General features: G+C 53.5%; 18 protein-coding genes. 11 read left to right on the top strand and 7 right to left on the bottom strand.

From position 1 onward, the window contains the following. Nucleotides 1–186: 186 nt before the first annotated feature. Entirely contained in the window at nt 187–1929 is a 1743-nt protein-coding gene (locus tag C7386_RS11970; RefSeq protein WP_110435922.1) for a hypothetical protein, read from the bottom strand. A gap of 321 nt (nt 1930–2250) precedes the next feature. Between C7386_RS11970 and C7386_RS11965 the strand changes: the two genes are divergently transcribed. The 6 genes from C7386_RS11965 to spoVAE all read left to right on the top strand — a co-directional run bounded on the left by C7386_RS11965 (nt 2251) and on the right by spoVAE (nt 7234). Continuing rightward, nucleotides 2251–2535: a hypothetical protein gene (locus tag C7386_RS11965; RefSeq protein ID WP_110435921.1), complete on the top strand. Its 285-nt coding sequence runs from the start codon at nt 2251–2253 to the stop codon at nt 2533–2535. Nucleotides 2536–2538: 3 nt separating this feature from the next. Next, entirely contained in the window at nt 2539–4302 is a 1764-nt protein-coding gene (locus tag C7386_RS11960) for a P-loop NTPase family protein (RefSeq protein ID WP_110435920.1), read from the top strand. Nucleotides 4303–4472: 170 nt separating this feature from the next. Continuing rightward, entirely contained in the window at nt 4473–4688 is a 216-nt protein-coding gene (locus C7386_RS11955) for a DUF6870 family protein (RefSeq protein WP_110435919.1), read from the top strand. Nucleotides 4689–4804: 116 nt separating this feature from the next. After that, nucleotides 4805–6469, top strand: a complete 1665-nt coding sequence (locus tag C7386_RS11950; RefSeq protein ID WP_110435918.1) for a recombinase family protein — start codon at nt 4805–4807, stop codon at nt 6467–6469. Continuing rightward, nucleotides 6417–6881, top strand: coding sequence for a hypothetical protein (locus tag C7386_RS11945; protein ID WP_110435917.1), 465 nt, complete (start codon nt 6417–6419; stop codon nt 6879–6881). The genes C7386_RS11950 and C7386_RS11945 overlap by 53 nt, the downstream gene beginning before the upstream one ends. Beyond that, nucleotides 6878–7234, top strand: a complete 357-nt coding sequence (gene spoVAE, locus C7386_RS11940) for a stage V sporulation protein AE (protein WP_110435916.1) — start codon at nt 6878–6880, stop codon at nt 7232–7234. Before C7386_RS11945 ends, spoVAE begins: the two co-directional genes overlap by 4 nt. A 64-nt stretch (nt 7235–7298) precedes the next feature. Here the strand turns inward: spoVAE and C7386_RS11935 are convergent, their stop codons facing one another. After that, the gene (locus C7386_RS11935; protein ID WP_110435915.1) at nt 7299–7493 is read right to left on the bottom strand and encodes a hypothetical protein; all 195 of its coding nucleotides are present in this window, start codon (nt 7491–7493) and stop codon (nt 7299–7301) included. Nucleotides 7494–7904: 411 nt separating this feature from the next. Between C7386_RS11935 and C7386_RS11930 the strand changes: the two genes are divergently transcribed. Continuing rightward, a complete protein-coding gene (locus C7386_RS11930; protein WP_110435914.1) occupies nt 7905–8609 on the top strand; it encodes a prepilin-type N-terminal cleavage/methylation domain-containing protein in 705 nt (234 codons plus the stop codon). A 100-nt stretch (nt 8610–8709) separates the two neighbouring features. Here the strand turns inward: C7386_RS11930 and C7386_RS11925 are convergent, their stop codons facing one another. The 4 genes from C7386_RS11925 to C7386_RS11910 all read right to left on the bottom strand — a co-directional run bounded on the left by C7386_RS11925 (nt 8710) and on the right by C7386_RS11910 (nt 11408). After that, nucleotides 8710–9531: a 4Fe-4S binding protein gene (locus tag C7386_RS11925; protein WP_110435913.1), complete on the bottom strand. Its 822-nt coding sequence runs from the start codon at nt 9529–9531 to the stop codon at nt 8710–8712. A gap of 24 nt (nt 9532–9555) precedes the next feature. Further along, the gene (locus C7386_RS11920) at nt 9556–9816 is read right to left on the bottom strand and encodes a TIGR04076 family protein (RefSeq protein WP_110435912.1); all 261 of its coding nucleotides are present in this window, start codon (nt 9814–9816) and stop codon (nt 9556–9558) included. Further along, complete coding sequence (locus tag C7386_RS11915) at nt 9813–10364, bottom strand: cysteine hydrolase family protein (RefSeq protein WP_110435911.1); 552 nt, start codon at nt 10362–10364, stop codon at nt 9813–9815. The genes C7386_RS11920 and C7386_RS11915 overlap by 4 nt, the downstream gene beginning before the upstream one ends. An 861-nt stretch (nt 10365–11225) precedes the next feature. Beyond that, nucleotides 11226–11408 carry a hypothetical protein gene (locus C7386_RS11910; RefSeq protein ID WP_110435910.1) on the bottom strand — a complete coding sequence of 61 codons (183 nt, stop codon included), beginning with the start codon at nt 11406–11408 and terminating at the stop codon, nt 11226–11228. 299 nt (nt 11409–11707) lie between these two features. On the opposite strand from C7386_RS11910, the gene pyrR reads away from it, so the two are divergent. The 4 genes from pyrR to carB all read left to right on the top strand — a co-directional run bounded on the left by pyrR (nt 11708) and on the right by carB (nt 17669). Next, nucleotides 11708–12238: a bifunctional pyr operon transcriptional regulator/uracil phosphoribosyltransferase PyrR gene (gene pyrR / locus C7386_RS11905; RefSeq protein WP_110435909.1), complete on the top strand. Its 531-nt coding sequence runs from the start codon at nt 11708–11710 to the stop codon at nt 12236–12238. Between the two features lie 32 nt (nt 12239–12270). Continuing rightward, nucleotides 12271–13188 (top strand): orotidine-5'-phosphate decarboxylase, encoded by a 918-nt coding sequence (gene pyrF, locus C7386_RS11900; protein WP_110435908.1) that lies wholly within the window; start codon nt 12271–12273, stop codon nt 13186–13188. 201 nt (nt 13189–13389) lie between these two features. Next, nucleotides 13390–14484: a carbamoyl phosphate synthase small subunit gene (locus C7386_RS11895; protein ID WP_110435907.1), complete on the top strand. Its 1095-nt coding sequence runs from the start codon at nt 13390–13392 to the stop codon at nt 14482–14484. After that, nucleotides 14484–17669 carry a carbamoyl-phosphate synthase large subunit gene (carB, locus tag C7386_RS11890; protein ID WP_110435906.1) on the top strand — a complete coding sequence of 1062 codons (3186 nt, stop codon included), beginning with the start codon at nt 14484–14486 and terminating at the stop codon, nt 17667–17669. The genes C7386_RS11895 and carB overlap by 1 nt, the downstream gene beginning before the upstream one ends. 240 nt (nt 17670–17909) lie before the next feature. On the opposite strand, the gene C7386_RS11885 is transcribed toward carB, so the two are convergent. Then, nucleotides 17910–18152 carry an HPr family phosphocarrier protein gene (locus C7386_RS11885; protein WP_110435905.1) on the bottom strand — a complete coding sequence of 81 codons (243 nt, stop codon included), beginning with the start codon at nt 18150–18152 and terminating at the stop codon, nt 17910–17912. Nucleotides 18153–18310: the final 158 nt, after the last annotated feature.

Here is an 18310-nt window from a genome sequence, read left to right as displayed (position 1 = left end):
GTGTACTCCCTCTTTCGTGGTAAATATAGGATTTCTACACCTGTCTTTATCATTCAAAGATGGATATTTTACCGTTCCTTCGAATTTTAATACAAATGCTTTTTAAGCATACTCGTTTACTATGAAAATGTCAAGGAATTTTGGACAGAACAGGTGAAAAATGTCTAAAAGCCTTTTGAATTCATGTCACTCCTCTTCACAATTTCGACGTTGCAGTTCCTGAATATGCAAGGATACAATCATGGCAGCCGCATAATGACCAACAACGTTAACCGCCGTTTTCCGCATCAGCTTATGCACAGCGCAAAGGGCATTGCTGCCCTTCTGAAACCTTTCAATCGTAGTATGTTTGCTCAGATATATGTTAATCTGCTGCAGTAAATTCGATTCATCGTTTGGTTTTCGCTCGAGATCAGCAAGCAAATAATCTATAGCGCTCTGGGGCGTAAAAGAACGCAGGATATCACTTTTCAGGCTTGGACGCATTTCCTTAACGTTTTCCCATTTGATATCTTCGAATATTTCTTCTCTATCCTTGTATTCATCTTTTCGACAGTTATTTTTAAACTCATGAAACAGCTTTCTGTAATGTTCAGGCAGCAGCCGTTCCTTCCCATACAGCGGGTAATACGGTGCTGAATGAAAGAGAATATATTTCGACAAAGAAAGATACTCGAAATACTTTCCAAGGAAACCATACAGCCTTTCCGGGTAATTTTTGAGGTCTGCATCCGGATTGACGAACATCTTTTTTGTGGATACTTTCAGCTTACTCCATACGTCTGCTTTATAAATTTCAGTGAGTTTTTTATCCTGATAATATGTTGTCGGATCCGCAAGAATCCGAAAGCCCTTTATAATATCCAGCGTCTTTTTCCCATACTTCTCCTCAATCTTGCTTTCTCCATATGTTTTGTTCAGCAGATACTTTGGCAAATTTCGGGTAAGTTCTGCTGCTTGTCTATCATCCAAAGAGCATTCCTTTACGATATCCGCCGCTAGTTTTCTCACCCTGCAAAAAGGAAACGCAAACGCTATACGTCGATTGAACAAAGTGCTTTCATTCCTTTTCGATTCCTGATAGTCAAAATCTTCATAACAATCTTTTCGAATGGGAAATACAGTTCTTTTATACAGAACCAAATGTTTTACCAGCACATCCTCTACTCTCTCCAGAAGGTGCTCAGCCGCTTCGCTTATTACAAAAGTTTCATACACATTATCTGTTAAAGAGCATGAGGTATTGTACTTCAGCAGCTCCGCTTTATCGTGCTTATTCCCGTCCCCCTTGACTTTATATATAGCATTTAATACGAACAGCAGTGGCAGTACAGGGTAGATATAAGGTGTCGAAAAAACTACGTTGCACCTTGTCTTACTACAAACTGTTCTCTTCCTTACAGGCACGCCTTTGTACAGCAATTCGTTATCAAATCGTCGATAGCAATTATTGATATCCTCTGTAATTTTCTTTATCAGGTTTTCTTTTCCATTATCCTCATAGTCATGCCATTTGTTGCTCGTCTCTGAACGGCTCAGCAGATGCGCCATATTACTGATTGCCTGAAACAGGTAATCATTTTCATCATGAATTTTCAACAGCAGTCTGTAGGACTTCATGTCGGCTTCATCATCATAGCTGCGCATATTAATTTTGGTAATATCTTCTTCCGTCCCCAAAACAAGTCTCATATAGAGAAACTGAAGCCCATCCGTGCTCAAGCCTTCCCTTTTGCTGGGCTCGGTCAGAAGAGCTGTAAGAATACGGAAATTTTTATCCTTGTATCCCGGAATATTACTGTTTTCAACGAATTTCGCAAATTCAGGCATCAGCTGTTCGAGCTTACGTCGAAGTTTTTTCTTCGATAAATTAGCACTTCCAAAATCAAATACGTTATCACAGAACGTTCTATCAATTTGTTCCATCATATCGTCCTTTCATACCATTGCATTAACTCGTTGAAAAGCACCAGAATTCATCTTATTTTTTTCGTTTTTCAACGAACACATCTTTTCTTCTTAGATTATACTATACCTCGTCAAGACAAAGGGATGACAAACCACGTCAGCCCTTTCACCGAGGTCAATGATGGCCACATTGATCTCCTGCATCAGAGGTCTCTCTCATGTCAGCTCATGTACCCCCCCCCCGTTCCCTCACCTTCTCTCCCTGCAAAGGAGCAAGTGTGTGAACCATGTTATTTCCGGGGACAATCCCCGGAAATAAGCGAAATATAAGGAGAATATACTATGAATCATCTCAAACATTACAACCGTTGGTCAGACCCACCGCACGACGGCAAGAAGGCTGCGCGCCGCCGCGCTGTCGGCAGCGTCAACTTGTTCATTGTCCCCTCCCTGCATCCGAAGCAGGAATCGGACAAAACTGCCGTCGAGGCGCCGCCCGATGTGATCGCTGCTGACACCGCAATGGAGGAGCTGACCGATCGCCCGGCGCTTCCGGCATCCGCTGAGGACGAAGCAGCAGGCTGGGACTGGACCGAAACCAATATCGACGAATTCGAGGAGGAGTAACAAATGGAAGTTTATAACACTGACTACGCACTGTATGTTCAGGACGGCGAGCACGAGCCCAAGCAGGCGACGAATTTCACCCCTGTAATCGAAACCGCTTATTTTAATCTGGAGGGTCCGCAGGACATCCCGGCATATCTGGGCATTGAGCTGATTTTAGAGGACGGTTCCATGCGCAGACTTACCCTACCCATGACCTCAAATCTGGCACGCAGAATTGTCGCCGAAGAGCCGCGCGCCGTGCTCCTCAAGACTGGCTACGCACCTCTCATACAGAAGTACATCGTTGACCAGCTTTCCAAGGCAGGGCGTCCCGGCGAGTGCCAACGCGGTCTCTACCTGCCGGGCAATGGAACCTACCGCCTGGCGGATGATCAGCACATCACCGTGTGGAACGGACGTGTCGCAGGCTCGAGCGAATTCAAGGTTCCGTATGTAATCAAGCCGAACAGCAATTATCAGATCGTGAACCGCATAGAAAACCCAGTGCAAACCCTCGTCAACGCCCTGTTAGGGAACGATGCAGCTCTGGTTTTGCCTGTGGCCTATGCCCTGCTTGTCTCGCGTCGCGATGTTCTGACTGCCGAGCAGCATCCGCTGCAGGGCGGTCTGTACATAACCGGCGTTCAGTCGAGCGGCAAGACGACGCTTGCCCGTCGTATCTTCGGATACACGGAACGTATCGGAACCCCGGGTAAACCGGCACTTATGCTGGAGGCTGTAAGCACAGAGGCATCCGTGCGCGATACCCTTTCGGAGAATCCAGGCTGCGTCGTGATCATTGATGATCTCGCAAAGTCCTCCACGCGTAGCATCGAAGCACATCGCAGGAAGCTCGGCGGAGCCATGCTCCGTCTGGCTGCCAACGAAGGCGACTCGACTAAGAAAAACAGTTCCGGTAAGACCGATCATCACGACTGCGCTGCCGGAATTGCTCTGACGGCTGAGTTCGTGCTGGACGGCGTTTCGGAGCTCACGCGAAGCATTTTCGTGTACCTTGATAAACAGCTAAATCTGTCCGAGGACGTCCGTCCAGCTCTGATTGGAGCGATCCTTGAAGATTTTGCCGACTGGTTCGCGGATAACTATGAGCACGCCATCGAACTGCTTCATAAAATCGCTGACTCGCCGGATATTCTAAAAAATCTTCGAGTTGATGGTGCGGATGAGTTCACTGAACTGCTTACGCGCGAGCGCCGCATTCAGGATAACCTCGCTCTGCTCCAGTGGGCCTTTGTGGGTATGATTGAGATGATCAAAGCGCGCATGGAATTGCCTTCCAGTGATGAGCATGCTCTCAACGAGAAGTTTTGGGAGGCGGTTCACCGATCTGTCCGCAAGCAGGTTACGGAATTCCGCAGGATTCAATCGAAGTTCAATGAAGGAAATATTGCTTTCCTCCTCTGCGAAGCAATCGACAGCGACGAGTTTGATCTGTGCCGCAAAAAGACGAACCTCTTCAAACGGAACGGCATTATCTGGAAGGAGGACAAGCGCGGAAGGCCTGTCGAGGTCGGCATCAAACCGACCGCACTCGTGCAGTTTATCCGCAATCAGAACGGTTATCAGAACTACTCCAGCCGAAAGATTACCGACTATCTGAGAGATACCGGTGCTCTGACGCTGCAGGAGGAAAAGAGCAACACTTGTCATCTGGGAAAAGATAAAAAAGGCCGCATTCTGCCGCGAGTCCTGCGGATTGATGTGCAGACTCTGCGTGACAACGCCGAGAAATATGAACTTTTCGCAGAACAGGCGCGCGAGTAATCCCAATCTCAGTATAGCACCTGCGGCATCGAGCCGCAGCACAGGCGCGGTTCCGCAGGTGTCTGATACGGCGAAATCCGATTATCCTCCACCAGTCGTATATATAGTATAACAATGGAAAGAATATACAATGTCTCTGTTATCCACCCAAACCAAAGGAGGTCAACCCTATGCTCAAGTCCACACTTCCCTGCCCTCTCCCCGACATCCGCGAAGCACGCATCGACCCGACCCTGCCGGTGAACGAGCGGCTGCGCCTGTTCGCCGCCGCCATCGGCGATCCGCACCGCTTCCGCGTCGGCGACACTGAGGTCGAGGTGCTGTTCGACGACAGCGCGCCCAGCCTGCAAGCCTGCCTGACCGACATGTGCAGGCAGCTGCAATAGTGTCAAAAAACGGATATTACGTCCCGAAACTTGCGGTACGCTGCGCACTGTGGTACAATAAACGTGCAAAACACAGCCATCAGCGTGCCGCCTGTTTTTTTGAAGGAGGCACACCAATGGCACGAAAAAGTAAATATGAACCGTCATCCGCAAAATTATCCACAGCCCTGTGGAAACCGGCGCTGTATATCCGCCTGTCGCGTGAGGACGGCGACCGCGAAGAAAGCAACAGCATCGCCAGCCAACGCGAACTGCTGACCGAGTTTGCAAATACGCAAACCGACATGGCTGCGCCCCGTCTGTATACCGATGACGGCTACACCGGCACGGATTTCGACCGGCCGGACTTTCAGCGCATGCTCAATGACCTGCGCGCAGGCATCATCAACTGCGTGATCGTCAAGGATCTGTCACGTTTCGGCCGAAACTATGTCGGCGTCGGCGAGTATCTGGAACACGTTTTTCCCCTGCTGAACGTGCGCTTCATCTCGGTCAGCGACAGCGTGGACAGCTATCTTGACCCACGCTCGGTGAACAATCTCGTCGTACCGTTCAAGAACATTCTAAATGATGAATACGCCCGAGACATCTCGAACAAGGTCCGCGCTTCGCTTGACCTGAAGCGCCGCCAGGGCAAATTCATTGGCTCGTTCGCGTCCTACGGCTACCGCAAAGACCCCGACGACCACAGCCGGCTGCTGATCGACGAGGCGGCCGCCGCGGTCGTGCGCGATATTTTCAACTGGTTCATCGGCGGAACGAGCGTACTCGGCATCGCAAAGCGACTGAACGAACAGGGCGTCCCGAATCCATCCGCCTACAAGCGGCAGCAAGGCATGAACTACCGCCATCCGACCTCGGACAGGCTGGATGATCTGTGGCCGGACAGTTCAGTACGCCGCATTCTGCGCAATCCGCTGTACACGGGTACGATGGTACAGGGCAAAAACCGCATGAAAAGCTACAAGCTGCACATCAGCGAGGCCGTGCCCGAGGATGAATGGATCACTGTTGCACAGACACATGAGGCCATCATCCCCATCGAACTGTTCGACAAAGCACAGGCGCTTTTTGAGCGCGATACGCGCACCGCACCAACGCAGCCCAAAGTCTACCTGTTCTCCGGCTTTCTTCGCTGCGCCGACTGCGGCAAGGCAATGAACCGAAAGCTGATTTCCCAGCCGCATCGCGACTATTACTACTATATCTGCTCGACGTTTAAGAAGCAGCACAGCGGCGCCTGCACGAAGCATACCATCCGCAGCGACCGTCTGGAGCAGGCCGTGCTCGAAACGCTCCGCAGCCAGATCGCTCTGGCGGTCGAGATGGATGAACTGATTGCCGAGATCAACCGCAGCGGCGCGTGCAGCCGTTCCGCAGACCATCTGCAGACCGAGCGGGCACAGCTTGAAACCGAGCGCGAGCGCATCGAGCAGATGAAGTTGTCCCTGTATCCGGACTGGAAAGCCGGAGACATCTCCCGCGAGGAATACCATCGGCTGAAAGAGCAGTTCGAGCAGCAGCAGGCCAAGCTGGACACGCGCCTTGCGTCCCTGCAATCGCGCATCGACGAGGTGCAGAACGGCGTGAACGAGACCAACTCGTTCCTGTCGCAGTTCGTCAAATACCGCAGCCTACAAACGCTGACGCGCGAGGTCGTTGTTGAGCTGATCGACATGATTTATGTACACGAAGGCGGTAAAATCACGATAAAATTCAAATTTTCGGATGCCTATGCGGCAGCACAGGACTATATTCAAAAGCACGGAAAGACCGCATAGTCCTAAAACTCCATCTTCCCCCGCTGCTGCCGACACCCTTTCCGCGCTGTTGGAGGATCTCGGCGCACAGCCGCGGGACTTTGACTGCATCGTTACCGGCGACCTCGGTCACATCGGCGCGGACCTTCTGCTGACGCTGCTGCGCGGCGACAGCATCGACCTGTCCCCGGTCTACTCGGACTGCGGCAGCCTGATTTTCGGTGACGAGCAGGACGCGCATGCAGGCGGCTCGGGCTGCGGCTGCTCAGCGGCAGTTCTCTGCGGACCGCTGCTGCGCGATATGCATCGCGGCAAAATCCATCGGCTGGTGTTTGCGGGCACGGGTGCGATGATGAGTCCGACCTCGGTGCAGCAGGGACAGCCGATTGCGGGCATCTGCCACGCCGTCGTGCTGGAAAGGAGCGAAGCATGAACTACCTGAACGCTTTCTGGGTCGGCGGACTGATCTGTGCGCTGTGTCAGGTGCTGATTGACAAAACCAAGCTGACACCGGCGCGTATTCTCGTTTCGCTGGTGGTGCTCGGCGTTATCCTGCAGGGGCTCGGCTGGTATCAGGCAGTTGTGGACTACGCAGGTGCAGGCGCGACTGTACCGCTGCTCGGCTTCGGATACTCGCTGGCGAAAGGCGTCGCCAAAGCAGTTGCGGAGAGCGGTCTGCTCGGCGTGTTCACCGGCGGCGTGACCGGTGCGGCAGGCGGTATTGCCGCCGCGATCGTGTTCGGCTGTCTGTTCGCGCTGCTGTCCAGACCGCAATCGAAGTCGTAAAAAATAACACTCCCGCTCGGAATCCACCTTCCGAACGGGAGCGTTTTTGCAGCCAATTCTTTCTTTATCCGATCACGCAGATCACGGTCATTACCATGGCGCATACCACCGCAGCCGCGCTGACAGTGCGTACCTTGCTTACCACGCCATCGGCCTGCTGCCGGTCTTCACTCAACAGCCATGCCGGTCGGAAATAGAACAAGATACCGAGAACGAACAATACGCCTATGCTGACCCAGTCATAGATTTGCATTTTCAATGCCCCATTTCTTCATTTCCGTAACCCAATACTCTCTCTTCATTTCTCTCTCCTGCTTCCGTCTGCCGAAAGCTGCGGCACTAACCGACCGGCTGCAATCCGTCGGCATCTGCCGCTCGCGCACCTGCGTCTGTATACGCGGTGCGGACCTGCTCATCGCCTGTCTCTGCAGGTGATTCTTTTTTATCAGGTTGATATTATTTTATCACACCCTGCTGTAAATCTCAATGTTTCTGCGGCTTTACAAAACACTTTCTCCGATTTAACCAATTTCTTTTTTGTGTTTTTGGCAGGAACCCTTTATTTTTTGTGCACTTTATCTGTATCTATCTCCTTGCTTTATTGCATATTTTCGAGTATACTAAGAAAACCGAACTTTATCCCGCAATCGGGAAGGAGGAACTTTTCCAAATGCTGTACTCCAAAAACAAAAAACGCGGCTTCACGCTCGTGGAGCTCATCGTTGTGCTGGTCATTCTGGCGATCCTCGCGGCGCTGCTCATTCCGGCACTGACAGGATATATTGATAAGGCAAAAAAGGATCAGGTCATCGCGGAAACGCGAATGCTGCATGAGGCAATTCAAACAGAAATGGTCGAACTTTATGGGTCGAATACAAACTGGAAGACCTCACCTATCCTCGGCACCAGCGATGGCGGTAATGCATATTATAAAACCATTGCAAGCAAAGACGGAACCTCGTTTCCCGGAACAATCGGTATTCTTTCCGATGCAAAAAGCCGTTATGAGCAAATTGCCAAGCTGTCCGAGGTTCCCAGCCTGCAAACCGGCGGAAAAGGTCGCTTTTTCGTCTGCATTACCAGTGATGCCAAAATTCACGCACTGATTTATGACTCCGGACGCGGCTATTTAGGTGTATACTTCCGTGATACACAGCAATATCAGGCGTATACAGACGGTGAAAAAACTTCCGGCGGCAATGTTGCCATCAATGCAATCGACAATTACTATGGTCATGTATATTATAATCAAGTATTCGATGCGGAACCTGTCAACGGTAAATACACTGATACCTCTGCTTATATGTGGTCTTGCGAGGGCTTGCGCGCCACTCTGCAAATAGACCAATTCGATCCAAGTAAAGCTAACATATAACAAAATCCCCGCCAATGGCGGGGATTTTCCTCTTTTCGATCTTGTTTTCGATAACAGGATACCACACGTTCCCCGCATTATCCGTCATTACGGCAACGCCTTAGAGAAAAACTGCATTCTCCTGACGGAATTCGGTCCAGAATTTCTCGAGCATAGCGGTGTGCGACAGGAAATCCGGATCATCGAATTTCTTTGCACCGCTCGGGCAGTAGGTCGTGCAGGCACAGCATTTAATACAGGTACCCGGAATATGAGACGGGTCGTTCGGGTCAATCGCACCCATCGGGCAGATTTTCGCACACAGACCGCAGTGCTCGCACAGCACCATCGCCGTAGTCGGCTTGGCCTTGAGGAACTTTGCGGGCGTTTTGTCAGTCTTGAGCGGCGTGTAGTAAGCCGCCTCTGCATTGCCGGGCACCTTGAGTGCCTTGAACTCGCCCTTGCTCCTCAGCTTGCGCGCCACGCCCTGCGCCAGCATACGCAGTTCACTGAGGTCAGCCGCGTCCGGACGGCCTGCCGCCAGCTTGTCCGAGAATACATGCCGGCACAAAAAAGCACCGCCTGCCACCGGTTTGAAGTTGTTTTTTGTCAGCAGCTCGCACATTTCGGCAAGCGCGTTGTCATACGCTCTGCCGCCGTAGGTAACGAGCACCACCGCCGGTGTACCCTCACCGTGCAGGCAGCGAGCAAAGTCCGGCGAAATCTTGTTCGGCAGCCGACCGGCATACACCGGACAGCCGAATACGACCAGCTCATCCGGGGCAAACTGATACTCCTGCGCACGGTCAGACGGCGTGTTGAGTGATATGTACCGGCACTCTGCCTTAAACAGACGCGCCAGTTCATCCACCGTTGTTTCAACAACGGTCTTTGTGCTTCCTGCCGGACTGAAATACACACCCGTAACTTTTTTGATATCCATATTTTTTCGCCCTCCGTCTTACGATTATTCTACCATTTCAATACGGAATACGTTGATCGTGTCCACATCGGGACAGCAAAACACCGCCGTGCCGTCCTCCTGCCCGGGAAGATGGCCGCCGTAACGCAGAATGTCGATATATGGGAACGCAACGTGCATCGCCATCGGGCAAAGCTGCCCGCGCTCGGTGTCAAAGTCGAAGCTGTCGCCGATTTTGTGCCCGCGGTGACAGCCGTGCTTGCCTTTTCTGTCGATCAGCGTAATTTTGATCTTGGGTCTGCTCATTTGCGCCACGGCTCCTCACCCTGATGCAGAATTTCCATCTGGCACAGACGCATCGCATTCAGCGCAGTATCGTGCGACTCCGGCGTGACGCACGCGCAGAGTGCCGCGTCAATCACAATATTCGCCTCCGGAAATGCCGCCTTGCACAGCATGGCGTTGGAAATCACGCAAATGCCGGTGCATACGCCGACAAATTCAATTTCCGTCGGCGGTTCCGGCAGCGCGCGGAGCATGTCCGGCAGGGCCACCGAGCCGAACGTCGGCTTGCGGATGATGCGGGACGCCGGAATGCCGTCCACAGCGGCAGCAATGGCATTGTCCAGTGCATGACCTTCCGTTCCTTCGATGCAGTGCGGCACCGGCAGATGACGCCCTTCGTTTGTCTCCATATAGTTCGGCTGGTGGGTGTCCAGCGTGACAAACAGGTTCTCACGCGGTGTATTTTTTGCCTTCTCTGCCACATAGGGCACGATAGCGCGCGCTTCAGCCGTACCGAGAGGGCCGCTGATAAAATCCTTCTGCATATCCACTACGATAAGAATTTTCATAAATTACGGTTCTCCTTTGTGTAGTGGTTATAGTATAGCATTGTTTGATGGGTTTTCCAACGGAAATTGCATGAACAGCGGCACGCGCTGTCCGAGGCACGCGACCCGCGAAGCGATACGTTCCCTCTGGGCGAGTATTTCTCGACACCCGCTGTCCGGTGTGCCCGAAACGCGCAGGCGGTTCGCCTATCTGAGCGAGGTGTTGCGCCGCGGTACAGCGAGACGTTGCGCCGTCCGGCGCGAGGACAAAAAGGAAGGGACACCCATGGTTTCCCTTCCTCTTTGAACTCCTGCCTTTCCTTCAGAGGGCTTGGGTGCAGATGGTAGACTGCGTAAGCGTGGAAAAAGAGTCCGGCAGAGGATTTTTTTCTTCCGCGTGGTATCCTCACATTCGCATTTCGGATAATTTACTGCTACACATACCGGCTATTCTACGCAGGGCGCGGCACAAGGTGAATTGCCTGAAGGGCAAGAGAGGGTACTCTGGAGTATGACAGTGCCGCGCAAACCGTTTTCTGGTGCAAATTGGCTACAACCGCAGGATTTAGATAATCTGCACAGGTAAAAACGTTGCGCGGCACTGTCATGCCGCGCCTGCGTTAATTTTACCGCCTGTGTAGCAGTACGGCAGCCGAAATGCGAAACGGTGTTATACCACGCGGAAGAAAAAATCCTCTGCCGTTCCCCTTTTCTACGCTTACGCAGTCTACCATCTGCACCCGAGCTACACCCCAAGGGAAACGGGTGTTCAAAGAGGGTAGAAACCGTAGGTGTCTACCCTTTTTGTTCCCGCGCCGGACGGCGCACGTTCCCCGCACGCCGCAGCGTGCGAAATCTCTCGCCCAGAAATGGCGAACCTCTTTACCCGATGAAATCCTCCACCCGGTCTGCCGCCCTGTGCATCGCATGCTCCGCCTTATGCGCCGCGTGCTTGGCATTCCGCCGCATCGACGGATTGAGCATCGCGCCGGCCGCTACCATCGAAACCACCGCGCCTGCCATCGCTCCGGTTGCAATGCCGGAAACAAAAGGTGAAATTCGCATAAAAGATCTACCGCCTTTCATAAAGTTTATAGAATCAGTATGCCCGCTCGTCCCTCAAATTTTACACAGCAAAAAATTGCTTGTTTGGCACAATCGACTATTTACAATCGCATGTTCATATTATATAATATATCTAACAATCCGCCTTTAAGGTGCGGCCCGTGAGCCGCGCAAGGCAGAAAACAGTGCATACGCCGTCAGCCGTAAGACAAGGGGGACAGGTGTAGTATTCGTGCGGCTTTCTGCTAATTGTTGTGGCGGAGAGTCATTTTTTTGCATTTTTGAAGGGAGGCGGCAGATTGACCGAACCGAAGATCATACTCGATCAGGATGGCATTCGCCGTGCACTGACCCGCATTGCGTTCGAAATCGTAGAGAAAAACAAGGGCGCGGAGCACCTGCTGCTCGCCGGTGTGAAAACACGCGGTATCTATCTGGCGCAGCGCATTGCTGCCAAGCTGGGCGAGGTCGAAGGCAAGGCACCTCCTGTGCTCGAGCTGGACGTTACACCGTGGCGCGATGACGTGCCGCGCACGGACGCTCCTCTGCCCGATCTCGATCCGCGTATTGCAGGCGCGACCGTCATCATCGTGGACGATGTGCTGTACACCGGACGCACCGTGCGTGCCGCCATCGAAGCCATCTCTCACCGAGGACGCGCCGAGCGCATACAGTTGGCTGTGCTGGTCGATCGCGGTCACCGCGAACTGCCGCTGCGGCCGGATTATATCGGCAAAAACCTGCCTACCGCGCGTGATGAACGCGTTTTTGTCCGCCTGACCGAAGTGGACGGCGAAGACAGTGTAAACATACAAGCTCGCAATCCGTAAAACAACATCGCACCTGAGAAAGGAAGAACCGAATGTCTATCCAAACCTTAGTAGAAAAGATCAAGGAAAAGGGCAACCCGACCGTAGCCGGTCTGGACGCCCGTCTGGAGTACATCCCGCAGCACATTTCCGGCCGCAACATGATGCTGCACGGCGAAACGCTGCGCGCTGCCGCAGAGAGCGTCGTAGCCTTCAACTGCGGCCTGATCGACGCACTGTGCGACATTGTTCCGGCCGTAAAGCCGCAGGCTGCGTATTACGAGCTGCTCGGCTCCTACGGTGCGATGGCGCTCAAGGAGACCATCGACTACGCACACGCCAAGGGCATGTACGTTATCGGCGATATCAAGCGCAACGACATCGGCGCTACTGCAACCGCTTACGCAGAGGCTTACCTCGGCAAGACCCGCGTCGGCGATACCGAGATCGCACCGTACGGCTGCGATTCGGTTACCGTAAACGGCTATCTCGGCACCGACGGTGTAGAGCCGTTCCTCAAGGAGTGCCGCAATCGCGAGAAGAGCCTGTTTATGCTGGTCAAGACCTCTAACCCGTCCTCCGGCGAGCTGCAGAACCGCGACATGGAGGGCAAGCCGCTCTACGCCCGCATGGCGGAGATGGTAGCAAAGTGGGGCGAGGGTCTGGATACGCCGTGTGGCTACAACCAGATCGGTGCCGTAGTCGGCGCAACCTATCCCGAGGAGCAGAAGATCATCCGTGAGCTGCTACCGAAGAGCTACTTCCTCGTACCGGGCTACGGCGCGCAGGGCGCGACCGCAAAGGACATCGCCAATGCGTTTAACGACGACGGTCTCGGTGCGATCGTAAACTCCTCCCGCGGCATCATGTGCGCATGGAAGAAAACCGGTAACAACGGCGAGGACTATAAGGAAGCCGCCCGCGCAGAAGCCATCCGTATGCGCGACGACATCGTAAACGCCATTAAGTGATTATAGGGGGTATCCAATACCCCCTATATACAAAAATCAGTTCCGGTAGAAACTGATTTTTGATACCCCCGGACGCGGCCCAAGGCCGCTGAGTCGAGGTATAAAAAGTCAGGCACATGTCCCGACTTTTTATGAACGCAGCAAGCTGCGTTCTATTACAATAGAAATTCCGCGAATTTCATTTAGGAGCGTGTGGATATAGTGAAAAAAGCATACTTACTGCTGGCGGACGGCACTCTGTTCGAGGGTACCGCAGTCGGCTACGAAGGACAGAGCATCGGTGAGGTCGTATTCAACACCGGCATGGCAGGCTATCAGGAGGTTCTGACCGACCCGTCCTACTACGGTCAGGTCGTTACCATGACATACCCGCTCATCGGCAACTACGGCATCAACTTTGACGACTACGAGTCCCGCAAAAGCTGGGTTTCCGGCTTTATCATGCGCGAGATGTGCGAATACCCGTCTAACTGGCGCTGCAAGGTAACGCTCGACGAGTACCTCAAGGCTCAGAAGGTCGTTGGCCTTGCCGGCATCGACACCCGCCGTCTGACCCGCAAGCTGCGCGGCGAGGGCGTTATGAACGGCGTGATCTACACCGAGGGCTTTGAGCCGGATGAGCAGACCATTGCGGAAATGAAGGCTTACGTTGTCAAGGATGCGGTTAAGACCGTAACCTGCGACGAAAATATCGTTTATCCCGCTGACGGTGAGACCAAGTACCGTATTGCCCTGTTCGATTACGGCGTAAAGTACAACATCGAGCGCGAGCTGTGCAAGCGCGGCTGCGAAGTCACCGTTGTTCCGGCATACACCAAGCCGGAGGACGTAGTCGGCAAGTACGACGGCGTGATGCTGTCCAACGGCCCCGGCGACCCGGCGGAGAACGTTGAGATCGTGGCAAACCTCAAGGAGCTGCTGAAGTCCGACATGCCGATCTTCGGCATCTGCCTCGGTCACCAGCTGCTGGCACTGGCTATCGACGCAAAGACCACCAAGCTGAAGTACGGCCACCGCGGTGTCAACCATCCGGTAAAGGACATCGACGCGGACCGCACCTACATCACCTCGCAGAACCACGGCTATGCCGTTGTCGGCGAGTCGGTCGATCCGAAGATCGCCCGCGTGCGCTACGTCAATCTGAACGACGGCACCGTTGAGGGCCTCGAGCACATCGGCCGTCCGGTATTCACCGTTCAGTACCACCCGGAGGTATGCCCCGGCCCGATGGATACCTCGTATCTGTTTGATAAGTTCATCGAAAATATTGAAAAGTCGAAAGGAGGCGCTCAGTAATGCCGCTGCGCAAGGATATTCATAAGGTAATGGTACTGGGCTCCGGCCCGATCGTTATCGGTCAGGCTGCCGAGTTCGACTATGCAGGCACGCAGGCGTGCCGCGCACTGCGCGAGGAGGGTCTGGAGGTTGTTCTGGTAAACTCCAACCCGGCGACCATCATGACCGACAAGGCCATGGCAGACAAGGTTTACATCGAGCCGATGACCGTCGAAGCCGTTCAGGAGATCATCAAAAAGGAACATCCGGACTCTCTGCTGCCCAACCTCGGCGGTCAGACCGGTCTGAACCTCGCCATGGAGCTGTGCGAGAACGGTTTCCTTGATAAAATGGGCGTAAAGCTGCTCGGCGCTAATCCGACCACCATCGCAAAGGCAGAGGACCGCCAGATGTTCAAGGACACCATGGAGAAGATCGGCGAGCCGATCATTGCCTCCAAGGTTGTTCACTCGGTTGAGGATGCGGTTGATTTCACCCGTGAGATCGGTCTGCCGGTCATCATCCGTCCGGCGTACACGCTCGGCGGCACCGGCGGCGGCATCGCCTACACCTGGGAGCAGCTGCGCGAAATTGCGGCCTCCGGCATCATGTACTCGCGTGTTGACGAGATTCTGGTCGAGAAGTGCATCGCAGGCTGGAAGGAAATCGAGTACGAGGTAATGCGCGACCACAAGGGCAACGCCATCACCATCTGTAACATGGAGAACGTTGACCCGGTCGGCGTACACACCGGCGACTCTGTCGTAGTTGCGCCGTCGCAGACCCTGTGCGACAAGGAATATCAGATGCTCCGTACCTCCGCACTCAACATCATCACCGAGCTGGGCATCGAGGGCGGCTGCAACGTGCAGTACGCGCTCAACCCGGAATCCTTCGAGTACGCCGTAATTGAGGTAAACCCGCGTGTTTCCCGTTCCTCTGCACTGGCTTCCAAGGCAACCGGCTACCCGATTGCAAAGGTAACGGCAAAGATCGCCGTCGGCTACGGTCTGGACGAGATCTCCAACGCCGTTACCGGCAAGACCAAGGCGTGCTTCGAGCCGACCCTCGACTACTGCGTTGTCAAGTTCCCGCGCTGGCCGTTCGACAAGTTCGTTTACGCGGACAACACCCTCGGCACCCAGATGAAGGCCACCGGTGAGGTCATGGCCATCGACAACACCTTTGAGGGCGCGCTGATGAAGGCCGTTCGCGGCTGTGAGATCAAGCTGGACAGCATGATCGCGCCGCGCATCCAGAAGCAGTCTGACGCCGAGATTAAGAAGGGCGTGGCACGCACAGACGATCAGCGTCTGTTCCATATCTGCGAGGCTCTGCGCCGCGGCATCATGACCATTGAAGAAATCCACGACATCACCACGATGGACGTGTTCTTCCTGCATAAGTTCCAGAATATCATCGACATGGAAAAGGAGCTGGCTTCCGCAGAGAAGATCGACTCCGATCTGTATATCCGCGCCAAGAAGATGGGCTTCCTCGACAAGACCATCGAGCAGCTGTCCGGTAAGGACATTTCGGACGTTAAGCGTCTGCCGGTATACAAGATGGTTGATACCTGTGCCGCTGAGTTCGAGGCAGAGACCCCGTATTACTACTCCACCTACGATGATGAGACCGAGGTTGCACCTCCGTCCGGCAAGAAAAAGATTCTGGTACTTGGCTCCGGTCCGATCCGTATCGGTCAGGGCATCGAGTTCGACTACTGCTCGGTTCACGCTGTCTGGGCGCTGCAGAAGCTGGGCTGCGAGACCGTTATCATCAACAACAACCCGGAGACCGTTTCCACTGACTTTGACACCGCAGACCGTCTGTACTTCGAGCCGCTGACACCGGAGGACGTTACCGGCGTTGTCGAGGCCGAGAAGCCGGATTACGCTATCGTACAGTTCGGCGGTCAGACCGCCATCAACCTTGCGGCTCACCTTGAGAAGCTCGGTGTTCCGATCCTCGGTACGCCGGCATGGTCGATCGACGCCGCTGAGGACCGTGAAAAGTTCGACGTTATCCTCGAAAAGTGCGGTATCCCGCGTCCGGCGGGCCACACGGTTATGACCGAGGAAGAAGCTGTCAAGGCGGCTGACGAGCTTGGCTATCCGGTTCTCGTTCGTCCGTCCTACGTTCTGGGCGGTCAGGGCATGGAGATTGCCTACAAGGAGGCCGATGTCCGCGAGTTCATGCAAGTCATCACCCGCAACAAGGTCGAGAATCCGGTTCTGGTCGATAAGTACATGATGGGCCGCGAGATCGAGGTCGATGCCATCTGTGACGGCGACGACATCCTCATCCCGGGTATCATGGAGCACTTCGAGCGCGCAGGCGTTCACTCCGGCGACTCCATCTCCATCTATCCGTCCATCAATATCGAGCAGAAGCACAAGGACACCCTTGTTAAGTACACCGAGGCTCTGGCAAAGAACCTCGCTGTTCTCGGTCTGGTCAACATCCAGTTCGTTCTGTACAACGATCAGATCTACGTTATCGAGGTAAACCCGCGTTCGTCCCGTACCGTGCCGTACATCTCTAAGGTTACCGGCGTGCCGATGGTCGATCTGGCTACCCGCTGCATGTTCGGTGAAAAGCTGAAGGACATGGGCTGCGGCACCGGTCTGCATCCGGAAAGCGACCACTATGCGGTCAAGGTTCCGGTATTCTCGTTCCAGAAGCTGCGTGATCTGGACACCCAGCTTGGCCCTGAGATGAAGTCCACCGGCGAGGTTCTGGGCGTTGCCAAGACCTTCCGTGAGGCACTGCTCAAGGGTCTGACCGGCGCAGGCTTCCAGATGAAGAAGAAGGGCGCTGTCCTGATCTCGGTCCGTGATTCGGACAAGCAGGAGGCAATCCGCATCGGTGAGCGCTTCGAGGCTCTTGGCTTTGATATTTACGCTACCAGCGGCACCGCAAACGTGCTCAACCGTCACATGGTCGCAACCAACTCCATCCGCAATGTGGATGAGCCGTCCCCGAACATCATCGACCTGATCGAGTCCGGCAAGATCGACTACGTTGTTGCTACCTCGGTCAAGGGCCGTCATCCGGAGCTTGGCTCGGTACACATCCGCCGTACCGCGGTAGAGCGTGCAATCCCGTGCCTGACCTCGATGGATACGGTTTCCGCGCTGCTGCGCTGCCTCGAGGGCGATGTTAAGATCGAAAACTGCGAAATGGTTGATATCAACACCATCTGATTGCAGTGAAATAAAACAGAAACCCGAAGGGGAAACTTCGTAAAGAAGTTTCCCCCTTCGGGTTTTGTAATCCGCCGGAATGGATACGCCGTATGAACAGCATCCGGAGCCGCGCAAAGGAAATGGAAAAATCATTTCAATCTCTTGTATAGCATAAGAAAACAGAAACGGTGCAGTCAATAAGACTGCACCGTTTCGAAAATGTTAAATTGAACTGCAAAAGCTGTTATACGAGAGAAATTAGTCCTCGTCGTCGATCTCCAGGTAATCCTTAAGATCCTTGAACAGTGCGGTCGGATCAACGTCATCCTCGAGAACGATCTGAAGCGGCTCGTTCAGGGACAGCAGGAACATACCGAGCAGGCTCTTTGCGTCTACCATACCGCTCTTGCCGTGAATCCAAATATCAAAACCGTAACGGGTTACGATCTTGTTGATCTTCTGAATGTCGTCCGTATTCTTTACACGGATACCTCTGGTCATAATAACTACCTCCTGAGATTGTACTTCGTGAAGCCCTTTTATGTTAGTTTCATTATAGCATAAAACAGCAGAAAGAAAAGAGGTTTTTATAGATTTTCTCATTTTTCAGCGTTTTTCGCTTAACATAAGCACAATTTCTCAGTCGTTTGGGCACTATT

Source organism: Agathobaculum butyriciproducens (genome assembly GCA_003096535.1).
GTDB classification, from domain to species: Bacteria; Bacillota; Clostridia; order Oscillospirales; family Butyricicoccaceae; genus Agathobaculum; species Agathobaculum butyriciproducens.
This window is presented reverse-complemented; position numbering and strand designations above follow the sequence as displayed.